The 9,160-nt window shown below is 64.6% G+C and carries 12 protein-coding genes; 1 reads left to right on the forward strand and 11 read right to left on the reverse strand.

Annotated elements, in window-relative coordinates; genetic code table 11:
• Nucleotides 1-13: 13 nt before the first annotated feature.
• The 11 genes from nusB to AC0L3A_RS21000 all read right to left on the reverse strand — a co-directional run bounded on the left by nusB (nt 14) and on the right by AC0L3A_RS21000 (nt 7,734).
• Nucleotides 14-511 carry a transcription antitermination factor NusB gene (gene nusB / locus AC0L3A_RS20950; protein WP_007603430.1) on the reverse strand — a complete coding sequence of 166 codons (498 nt, stop codon included), beginning with the start codon at nt 509-511 and terminating at the stop codon, nt 14-16.
• Nucleotides 512-513: 2 nt separating this feature from the next.
• Nucleotides 514-1,005: a 6,7-dimethyl-8-ribityllumazine synthase gene (gene ribH, locus AC0L3A_RS20955; RefSeq protein WP_219685266.1), complete on the reverse strand. Its 492-nt coding sequence runs from the start codon at nt 1,003-1,005 to the stop codon at nt 514-516.
• A gap of 122 nt (nt 1,006-1,127) precedes the next feature.
• On the reverse strand, nt 1,128-1,754 hold the full coding sequence (locus AC0L3A_RS20960; protein WP_473255115.1) for a demethoxyubiquinone hydroxylase family protein: 627 nt from the start codon (nt 1,752-1,754) through the stop codon (nt 1,128-1,130).
• Between the two features lie 14 nt (nt 1,755-1,768).
• Complete coding sequence (locus tag AC0L3A_RS20965) at nt 1,769-2,392, reverse strand: riboflavin synthase (RefSeq protein WP_473255116.1); 624 nt, start codon at nt 2,390-2,392, stop codon at nt 1,769-1,771.
• A complete protein-coding gene (gene ribD / locus AC0L3A_RS20970; RefSeq protein WP_473255117.1) occupies nt 2,392-3,540 on the reverse strand; it encodes a bifunctional diaminohydroxyphosphoribosylaminopyrimidine deaminase/5-amino-6-(5-phosphoribosylamino)uracil reductase RibD in 1,149 nt (382 codons plus the stop codon). Before ribD ends, AC0L3A_RS20965 begins: the two co-directional genes overlap by 1 nt.
• Nucleotides 3,537-4,019 carry a transcriptional regulator NrdR gene (gene nrdR, locus AC0L3A_RS20975; RefSeq protein ID WP_007603426.1) on the reverse strand — a complete coding sequence of 161 codons (483 nt, stop codon included), beginning with the start codon at nt 4,017-4,019 and terminating at the stop codon, nt 3,537-3,539. The genes ribD and nrdR overlap by 4 nt, the downstream gene beginning before the upstream one ends.
• Before the next feature lie 29 nt (nt 4,020-4,048).
• Nucleotides 4,049-5,347: a serine hydroxymethyltransferase gene (gene glyA, locus AC0L3A_RS20980; protein WP_007603425.1), complete on the reverse strand. Its 1,299-nt coding sequence runs from the start codon at nt 5,345-5,347 to the stop codon at nt 4,049-4,051.
• Nucleotides 5,348-5,616: 269 nt separating this feature from the next.
• A complete protein-coding gene (locus AC0L3A_RS20985; protein ID WP_473255118.1) occupies nt 5,617-5,838 on the reverse strand; it encodes a hypothetical protein in 222 nt (73 codons plus the stop codon).
• A gap of 37 nt (nt 5,839-5,875) precedes the next feature.
• On the reverse strand, nt 5,876-6,112 hold the full coding sequence (locus tag AC0L3A_RS20990) for a hypothetical protein (protein WP_007603422.1): 237 nt from the start codon (nt 6,110-6,112) through the stop codon (nt 5,876-5,878).
• Between the two features lie 199 nt (nt 6,113-6,311).
• A complete protein-coding gene (gene ldtR / locus AC0L3A_RS20995) occupies nt 6,312-6,830 on the reverse strand; it encodes a transcriptional regulator LdtR (protein ID WP_007603420.1) in 519 nt (172 codons plus the stop codon).
• A 406-nt stretch (nt 6,831-7,236) separates the two neighbouring features.
• Nucleotides 7,237-7,734, reverse strand: a complete 498-nt coding sequence (locus AC0L3A_RS21000; RefSeq protein WP_007603419.1) for a DUF6163 family protein — start codon at nt 7,732-7,734, stop codon at nt 7,237-7,239.
• A gap of 122 nt (nt 7,735-7,856) precedes the next feature.
• Between AC0L3A_RS21000 and hemB the strand changes: the two genes are divergently transcribed.
• Complete coding sequence (hemB, locus tag AC0L3A_RS21005) at nt 7,857-8,918, forward strand: porphobilinogen synthase (RefSeq protein ID WP_007603418.1); 1,062 nt, start codon at nt 7,857-7,859, stop codon at nt 8,916-8,918.
• The last annotated feature ends 242 nt before the right edge of the window (nt 8,919-9,160 follow it).

The following is a 9,160-nucleotide window of genomic DNA, read 5'->3' on the forward strand; positions in this document are numbered from 1 at the left end:
CCTGCGTCTCAATCTACCCCCGCCCGAACTCGTCACCGCGAAACTGGCGGCCGATCTGGTCGAGCACCGCGTTGACCATGCCGGTCTCCTCGCGGTCGACGAAGGCATTGGCGACGTCGACATATTCGGAGACGACGACGCGGCCCGGCACGTCCTTGCGGTGTTCCAATTCGTAGGCCCCTGCCCGCAGCACCGCGCGCAGGATCGCTTCGATGCGCTTCAACGGCCAGCCCTTCGACAGCGCCTCGTCGATCAGCGGATCGAGCTTCTTCTGGTCGCGCACGACGCCGGAGACGACGTCGCGGAAGAACGCCGCTTCCGCAGGGAGATATGTGTCGCCCTCGACCTCGTTGCCGAGCCAGTGGCTCTCGAACTCCGCAAAAATGTCGTTGATGCCGGCACCGCCGATATCCATCTGGTACAGCGCCTGGACGGCTGCGAGCCGCGCCGCACCGCGCCGATTCGCCTTCTTCTCCGTGCCAACCGGCGGCTTCTTGTTGTTATCGGCCATGATCAAGCCCGCGCCAGCCGGCGCTTTATGCGCAGCATCGCAATCGCGGCCCGCGCGGCGTCGCCGCCCTTGTTCAGCTCGCTGGCGCGCGCCCGCGCCCAGGCCTGCGCCTCGGTGTTGACGGTGAGGATGCCGTTGCCGAGCGGCAGCTTGCGCGCCACCGCCAGGTCCATCAGCGCGCGCGAGGATTCCTGCGAGACGATCTCGAAATGGATGGTGTCGCCACGGATCACGCAGCCGAGCGCGATCGCGGCGTCATACGGCTTGCCATTGGCGGCCGCGGAATCGATCGCGATGGCGATCGCCGCAGGAATCTCCAGTGCGCCGGGAACCGTGATGACGTCGTGGGTCAGACCGGCCGCCTTCAGCTCGGCCACCGCGCCTTCCAGCATCGCGTCCTGGAGATCGTCGTAGAACCGCGCCTCGACAATCAGCGCGCGCGCGCCGGAGATGTCGGTCTGGTCCTTCAGGGGTGCGCGCCGCGCGTCTGCCATTGCTCGATCCGTTGGAGTTTATCGACAGTCGCAGCAGCGGCGGCCGGAAATTTGAAGTCTTTGTAGTCGCCCGAACCGTCAATTCCAAGCAGGAAGTCGGGCAAAATGGCTCAGCGAAGTCCTCAGATGGACCCGGTCTCGGCCGCTTTCAATGCACGGGCCATACGCGTTGAATCGCCCCATGTCGACAACCAGATCAGCATATCGGTCAGGACGGAAATGACATCGCGCAACAGGCGCAAATTCGCCCGCCTCTCCCGCAAACTATCCTCAGCATGCCTGAGATGCGCGAGCTCCTCGGCCCTGATCGATAGGATCACGCGATACAGTTCTGGATCGCGCGCTGCGAGGAAATAAAGCTGATCGTCGAGATGGCGGTGAACCGCAGCCTCGACGGCCGCCGTGCAGGCCCATATTCCGGTGCGGCCGAGACAGGCGGTCAAGAATCCCAGCGCCCAGCCACCGCAGCTCCACAATTGCATGACCCGGCACGGCCGCGAGTTGCGCGGTGGCATTGCCGCTCGGAAAATCGCGCAATGATTACGCTCGTCCTGCAGCATTTCCGCGAGGGCAGGACAGCAATCCGGGACGAAGTGTCTGGCCATCCAGAGCTGCGCCGAATAGATCCTGACGGCCCCAAACTCGCCAGCATGGTTGACCCGCAGGATACGTGCGATCGTCCGTGCATCGCGCGCGGCGGGTCGTGAAAATTCCGAATGCTCTGGAGCCGTCGACACCACCGCCTCCATGGGCTTCGCCGCGCCTATGTCATTTCCGTCAGCCGCGCCGCATAGCGGGCCATCAGATCGACCTCGATATTGACCGTATTCCCCGCCTTCCAGCCGCCGATCGTCGTGACCGTCAGGGTGTGCGGGATGATCAGCACCGAAAAGCTCACGTCCTTCACCGTATTTACCGTCAGCGAGACGCCGTCGAGCGTGATCGAACCCTTGGTCGCGATGAACCGCGCCAGCTCCCGCGTCGTGGAGAGTTCGAACCGCGCCATGTCGGGCAGGTCCTCGCGGCTGACGAGGGTCGCGATGCCATCGGCATGGCCGGCGACGATATGCCCGCCAAGCTCATCGCCGATCTTGAGCGCACGCTCGAGATTGAGCCTGGTGCCGACCCTCCAGTGCTTGGCGGTCGTCAGCGCCAGCGTCTCGGCCGCGGCATCGACGTCGAACCAGGTTCTTTGAGCAGAGTCTTTGCCGCCTTCGACGCCGGACGCAACCACCGTCAGGCAGACGCCGTTGCAGGCGATCGAGGCGCCGTCGGCAATGGTGGTCTGGTCGTAGCGGCAGGCGATGCGCAGCCGGTGCAACTGGCCCTGCGCCGTCGGCGTGAAGCCGACGATCTCGCCGATATCGGTGACAATGCCGGTGAACATTACGCGCGCTCGTAGATGGTGAGAGTATCCTTGTCGAAGCTCTCGCTAGCATGAACCTTGTAAGCCTGCGACTGCGTGATTTTCGACAGGGGCAATGCAGCGAGCGCATCCACCCCGTCGACGCCCACCGCCTCCGCGCCGCGGAACAGCCAGATCTCGTCAACGAGGTCGGCGGCGATAAAGGACGCCGCGACGCGGCTGCCGCCCTCGACCATCAGCCGCGTGATGCCCTTCTCCGCCAGCGCATGCAGCACGGCCGCAAGATCGAGTCCCGAGGCGTTGCCGGGTGGCACGCGGATCACCTGGGCGCCGGCGGCACCGAGCCGCGTGGCGGCCGCGGCCTCCGCGAGCTCAGAACCCACCACCCAGAGCGGAATCTCGCGCGCGGAGCCCACGAGCCTGCTCGCGCCGGGAATGCGCAGGCTCTGATCGAGTACCACGCGCACCGGCGAGCGCGCGGCCATGCCCGGCAGGCGGCAGTCGAGCTGCGGATCGTCCGCAAGCACCGTGCCGATGCCGACCAGGATGGCGTCGCTCGAGGCGCGCAGGAGGTGCACCCGGTCGCGCGCCGCTTCGCCGGTGATCGCGACCGGCTTGCCCCCGGCCGCGCCGATCTTGCCGTCGGGCGAGACCGCGAGCTTCAGGATCACATGCGGGCGGTAATCCCTGATGCGACGGAAATGCCCGGCGTGGTCGAAGGCGGCTTCGCGCGCGCACAGACCCACATCCACCATGATGCCGGCCGCGCGCAGGCGTGCGTGGCCTTGACCTGCGACTTCTGGATTGGGATCCTCGATCGCGGCCACCACCCGCTTGATGCCGGCGGCGATCACCGCGTCGGCACAAGGTGGCGACTTGCCGAAATGCGAGCACGGCTCCAGCGTGACGTAGAGCGTGGCGCCGCGCGCGGCATCGCCTGCGAGCCGCAGCGCTTCAGGCTCGCCATGCGGCCGTCCACCAGGCTGGGTCCAGCCGCGGCCGACGATCACGCCGTCCTTGACGATGATGGCGCCGACGGCGGGATTGGGCCAGGTCCGTCCCTGCCCGCGCCTGCCGAGCGCCAGCGCAAGCTCCATGAAGCGCCGGTCGGCATCCCTGGACTCGCGCGCCTTCTGCGCGAATTGATCCTCCAGGATGCGGAAGATCATTTGCGGATCGCGGCGAGCCGCGCTTCCTCCTCACCGGAGAGCTCGCCGAGCACGTCGGCGAAATCCTTGGCCTCGCGGAAATTGCGGTAGACCGAGGCGAAGCGGACATACGCGACGTCGTCGAGCGTGCGCAGATGCTCCATCACGGTCTCGCCGATCACCTCCGAGGAGATTTCAGCCTCGCCCCCGGTCTCGAGCTCGCGCACGATGGTGGAGACCATCTTCTCCACCCTTTCCGGCTCGACCTGCCGCTTGCGCAAGCTGATCGACACCGAGCGCATCAGCTTGTCGCGGTCGAACGGAACGCGGCGGCCGTTGCGCTTGATCACCGTGAGCTCGCGCAGCTGCACGCGCTCGAAGGTGGTGAAGCGGAAATTGCAGGCGACGCACACGCGCCGCCTGCGGATCACGGAAGAGTCCTCGGTCGGACGCGAGTCCTTCACCTGCGTATCGAGACTGTTGCAGTTCGGGCAGCGCATCCGTTGACCTTGACCGGTTTTCTTGAGCCTTACTGATAGATCGGGAAACGGTCGGTGAGCGCCTTGACCCGTTCCTTGATCGCGGCTTCCACCAGCGGCGCCTTGCCGTCGGAAGATTGCGCGATCGCGTTGAGGACTTCGGCGATCATGCTGGCGACCTGCTGGAATTCAGCGACGCCGAAACCGCGGGTGGTCGCCGCTGGCGTCCCCAGACGAATACCGGAGGTGACAAACGGCGACTCGGGGTCGAAAGGAATGCCGTTCTTGTTGCAGGTGATGGCGGCGCGAACCAGCGCCTTCTCCGAGGCGTTGCCCTTCAGGCCCTTCGGCCTGAGGTCGACGAGCATCAGATGGTTATCGGTGCCGCCTGAGACAATGTCGAACCCGTGGCTCTTCATCGCTTCGGCCAGCGCCTTGGCGTTCTCGACGACGTTCTTGGCATAGACCTTGAAGTCCGGCCGCAGCGCCTCGGCAAAGGCGACTGCCTTCGCCGCGATCACATGCATCAGGGGGCCGCCCTGCAGGCCCGGGAAGATCGCCGAGTTGAATTTCTTGGTCAGCGCCTCGTCATTCCACAGCATCAGGCCGCCGCGCGGACCGCGCAGCGATTTGTGGGTCGTGGTGGTGGTGATGTGCGCGTGAGGCACCGGCGAGGCATGCACGCCGCCGGCGACGAGACCAGCGAAGTGCGCCATGTCGACCAGCAGGTACGCGCCGACGCTGTCCGCGATCTCGCGGAAGCGCTTGAAGTCCCAGGCGCGCGAATAAGCCGAGCCGCCGGCCACGATCAGCTTCGGCTTGACCTCCTCCGCCTGCTTGGCGACCGCGTCCATGTCGATGATCTGGTCCTCGCGGCGCACGGTGTAGTGCGCGGCCTTGAACCACTTGCCACTCATGTTGACGGGGGAGCCGTGGGTGAGATGGCCGCCGGCCGCAAGATCGAGGCCCATGAAGGTGTCGCCGGGCTGGAGCAGCGCCAGAAACACCGCCTGGTTCATCTGGCTGCCGGAGTTCGGCTGCACGTTGGCAAAGTTGGCGCCGAACAGCTTCTTGGCGCGATCGATCGCAAGGTTCTCGGCGACGTCGACCCACTCACAACCGCCGTAGTAACGCGCGCCCGGATAGCCTTCCGCATATTTGTTGGTCATCACCGAACCCTGCGCTTCCAGCACGGCACGGCTGACGATGTTCTCGGAGGCGATCAGCTCGACCTCGTGACGCTGGCGGCCGAGCTCGCCCTTGATGGCGGCTGCGATTTCCGGGTCAGCCTGCTCGAGCGAGGCGGTGAAAAACGAATCGGGCGCGGAGGCGGTTTTGGCGAAGGTCATCTTGCGAATATCTCCACCGCCGCAGCCTTTTGGCGGGCTACGGGCGGGTCTGGTGTGGCGATCGGAAGCGGCGTGCGCGATCTACCACATTGCCCGCAACAGGCCAAGGGTTTGCGGGTCGGGCCTGTGATTTATGCAAGATATGGTGGGATTGGAAATTTGGACGACCGGCCGGCATCCGGTCGTCCAATGCTCCCGAAAGGTCCGGGAAGGCCCGCTTTGGGCTCGAAACGCCGCGCGGTGCGACCGTCTGACTGGCCGGCCGAGCTCTAAAGCCCGGTATACCCCGCCTTCACGTGGTCCACGCTGCCGTCGAGCTGCCGCAGATAGGTCAGGCCGCAAACCGTCAACCTGTGGGTGTCCTTCTCGCCGGCTTCCATCAACGTGTTGAGGTAGTTCGTCACCTTTTCCCGCGCCTCCGCGCTCGCCGCAGACGTGCGGTTGGCGAGCAGGTCATAGGTATGCATGATCCGGTCGATGGCAGCTTCCATGGCACCCTCTGGTTCTTGCCGCGTTTGGGAGTTGAGATCAGGCAACCGCTTTGGCCTCGGACTGCGCCTCGAACCTCACGATGGCCTTGTTGGCCAACCTGATCTTGTTGAATTCGCCGAGCTGGAGCAGCTTGATGACGATCTCGAGCAGGCGTTGGTCGGTGACGAGGGTGTCCCGGATCGCGCCGGAGCGGCGAAGATAGTTCGCGGCGATGGCGTAGGCCTCGCTCACGAGTTCCACGTTCATCACCCCAACGCCACGCTCGACCAGCATCGTCAGCCTCCGATCCGGAGGAGATAAGCATCGAACCGGGAACTCGTTCCCTGGTGTCGGGGAATTTTTTCGCAACCGCGAAATAAAAACGCACCGGTCCGGACACAGCCGGGCCGGCGCGCTTGGGGAAGCTCAGGCACGTTCGGGAGGCTTGCCGGTCTTGTTGTGGGCCGGCTTGGCCAAATCCCGTCGAAAGAGCTCAGAGACGATACAGGATCTGGTCGGTCCAGAACCGCTCGAGGCGGTGCAGCGACTTGTTCAGGGTCGAGAACTCCTCGCCCGAGATGCCGCCGACCTGCTCGACCGTCTTGACGTGCTTCTGGTAGAGCGAGTCGACGATGCGGCGAACTTCCTGGCCCTGCGGCGTCAGGCGGATGCGCACCGAGCGGCGATCAACGCGCGAGCGCTGATGGTCAAGGAAGCCGAGCTCGACGAGCTTCTTCAGATTGTAGGAGACGTTGGAGCCGAGGTAATAACCGCGCGTGCGCAGTTCGCCCGCGGTCAGCTCCTTGTCGCCGATGTTGTAGAGCAGGAGCGCCTGCACCGAGTTGATGTCCGCACGACCGCGGCGATCGAACTCGTCCTTGATGACGTCGAGCAGCCGGCGATGCAGCCGCTCCACCAGAGTCAAAGCTTCCAGATAGAGCGTCTGCACCGAACCCTGCTGGCCGGAGACGCGCTCTGCGGTATCTGCCGCAGTTGCGACGGCTTTCATCATGACACTTCCCCTGTTGTCGTTTTTATCGACACTCATTCGACGAAACTTGTGTCCCGTCTGATAGGTGCAACTTAAGGGGCTCGTTTGAAGATCGGCTTAAATAAGAGAATAAAGAGATCATGAATTTAAGACAGTGAATTGCGGATTAAGCCTGTGCCACAAGCACTTTTCGCAATAGTCTGTTGACTCTCGCAAGGTCCTGTTCACCCTCCGTCCGCCCCGATTGTCGCATTCCAGAACAGCCCCGCCCCGTTTCGAAACGGCCGCGTAAGAGCTGTGGCGGAACACGCTGGTTAGCGAAAACTTACGTCGAATTTTACGCAACCAACCGTCAACCAAGCGCGACATTCTCGTGTCCCGGACCAGCACAGCGAAGCGGCGCGCAGAGCCGGGGCACGAGAGTTTGCTATGGCGGCCGTTCGCGTGCGGCCATCCAGGCCAGTGCGAGATAGGCAGCCAGCATGAAGGCTTCGACCCCGACCACGACCAGGCTGCCGCCGTAGATGCCCGGGAACATCAGCTCGATCACCGCCATCGACACCACGGTCGTGAGCCACACCACCGCGCCCCAGGGTGTGGCGAGCCAGAGGCCAACCGCTGCAACGAGTTCGATCACAGCGAAGTAGATGGTCGAGGCCTGCCACGCCATCGACTGGTTCTCGAAGGCCTCGTCCTCGCCGCCGACGAAGCCCGTCACCTGCGCCCAATGATAGAGGCCCTTGAGGATCGAGAGCAGCGCCATCACCCGCAGGAACAGCACGAGCCGGCGCGTCCAGACATTATCGTCGGATTCAGCCCGCTCCGACGAGATCGCCGCCACCGACATTGCGCTGTCTCTGGCATTGTCTCGAACGGCGTCCCTGGCACTGTCGCGGGCCGCATCGCGGGTGGAGATCTCGGACATGCCCCCTTCTGGCTGCTTTGCCCCGCAAAATCAATCGGCTGCCATCTTTTGCGGCACGTCAAGCCGCGGTGACGGGAACCATGCGAGCTGGTATAAGAATAATTCCAGCCGGAGGAAGAGTGATGGCGATCAAATACGGACGTCCGATCGAATTGCGCGAGGTCTCGCGCCGGGATGGCACTGGGGCCTCCCCTGCCCTCGATCTGACCGTCCGCCCGCGCCGCAACCGCAAGGCCGAATGGGCCCGGCGCATGGTGCGCGAGAACGTGCTCACGACCGACGATCTGATCTGGCCGCTGTTCCTGATCGACGGCAACAACAAGCGCGAGCAGATCGCCTCGATGCCGGGCGTCGAGCGTCTCAGCGTCGACCAGGCCGTGCGCGACGCCGAGCGCGCGATGAAGCTCACCATCCCCTGCCTCGCGCTGTTTCCCTATACCGAGCCGTCTCTGCGCGACGAGGAGGGCTCGGAAGCCACCAACCCGAACAATCTGGTCTGCCAGGCGGTCCGCGCGATCAAGAAGGAGTTTCCGGAGATCGGCATTCTCTGCGACGTCGCGCTCGATCCCTTCACCAGCCACGGCCATGACGGCCTGATCTCCGACGGCAAGATCCTGAACGACGAGACGGTCGCCGTGCTGGTGCGTCAGGCCCTGGTGCAGGCCGAAGCCGGCTGCGACATCATCGCGCCCTCCGACATGATGGACGGCCGCGTCGCCGCGATCCGCGAGGGCCTGGATCGCACCGGTCTGCTTGACGTGCAGATCATGGCCTATGCCGCAAAATACGCCTCCGCCTTCTACGGCCCGTTCCGCGACGCCATTGGCTCGGCCAAGACGCTCACCGGCGACAAGCGCACCTACCAGATGGACAGCGCCAACACCGACGAGGCGTTGCGCGAGGTCGAGCTCGACATCGCCGAGGGCGCCGACATGGTGATGGTCAAGCCCGGCATGCCCTATCTCGACGTCGTCCGCCGCGTGAAGGACACGTTCGCGATGCCGACCTTCGCCTACCAAGTGTCCGGCGAATACGCGATGATCGCGGCCGCCGCCAACAACGGCTGGCTCGACGGCGACCGCGCCATGATGGAGAGCCTGCTCGCCTTCAAGCGCGCCGGCGCCGACGGCGTGCTGAGTTATTTCGCACCGAAGGCGGCGGAGAAGCTGCGGGCACAGGGGTAAGCCCCAATGTCGTCCCGGCGAAGGCCGGGCGCCCCTGTCTCTTATCGTCGTCCTGGCGAAAGCCAAGACCCATACCGCGTGATCTATCAAGAGCACGCGGTATCGACACCGGCGAACGTACCAACCTCCAGCCTTCGCCAAACTTCTCCCTGGGGTAATGGGTCCTGGCTTTCGCCAGGACGACACTGAGGGGTGTGGCGCCAGCTCCCTCTCTCCCGGCTACCGCCGCCCCCGAATCGCCG

Source organism: Bradyrhizobium sp. MI1.3, assembly GCF_055811695.1.

Coding starts and splice junctions, on each gene's coding strand:
- nusB (WP_007603430.1), bottom strand. CDS start 511: ATGGCCGATAACAACAAGAAGCCGCCGGTTGGCACGGAGAAGAAGGCG.
- ribH (WP_219685266.1), bottom strand. CDS start 1,005: ATGGCAGACGCGCGGCGCGCACCCCTGAAGGACCAGACCGACATCTCC.
- AC0L3A_RS20960 (WP_473255115.1), bottom strand. CDS start 1,754: ATGGAGGCGGTGGTGTCGACGGCTCCAGAGCATTCGGAATTTTCACGA.
- AC0L3A_RS20965 (WP_473255116.1), bottom strand. CDS start 2,392: ATGTTCACCGGCATTGTCACCGATATCGGCGAGATCGTCGGCTTCACG.
- ribD (WP_473255117.1), bottom strand. CDS start 3,540: ATGATCTTCCGCATCCTGGAGGATCAATTCGCGCAGAAGGCGCGCGAG.
- nrdR (WP_007603426.1), bottom strand. CDS start 4,019: ATGCGCTGCCCGAACTGCAACAGTCTCGATACGCAGGTGAAGGACTCG.
- glyA (WP_007603425.1), bottom strand. CDS start 5,347: ATGACCTTCGCCAAAACCGCCTCCGCGCCCGATTCGTTTTTCACCGCC.
- AC0L3A_RS20985 (WP_473255118.1), bottom strand. CDS start 5,838: ATGGAAGCTGCCATCGACCGGATCATGCATACCTATGACCTGCTCGCC.
- AC0L3A_RS20990 (WP_007603422.1), bottom strand. CDS start 6,112: ATGCTGGTCGAGCGTGGCGTTGGGGTGATGAACGTGGAACTCGTGAGC.
- ldtR (WP_007603420.1), bottom strand. CDS start 6,830: ATGATGAAAGCCGTCGCAACTGCGGCAGATACCGCAGAGCGCGTCTCC.
- AC0L3A_RS21000 (WP_007603419.1), bottom strand. CDS start 7,734: ATGTCCGAGATCTCCACCCGCGATGCGGCCCGCGACAGTGCCAGGGAC.
- hemB (WP_007603418.1), top strand. CDS start 7,857: ATGGCGATCAAATACGGACGTCCGATCGAATTGCGCGAGGTCTCGCGC.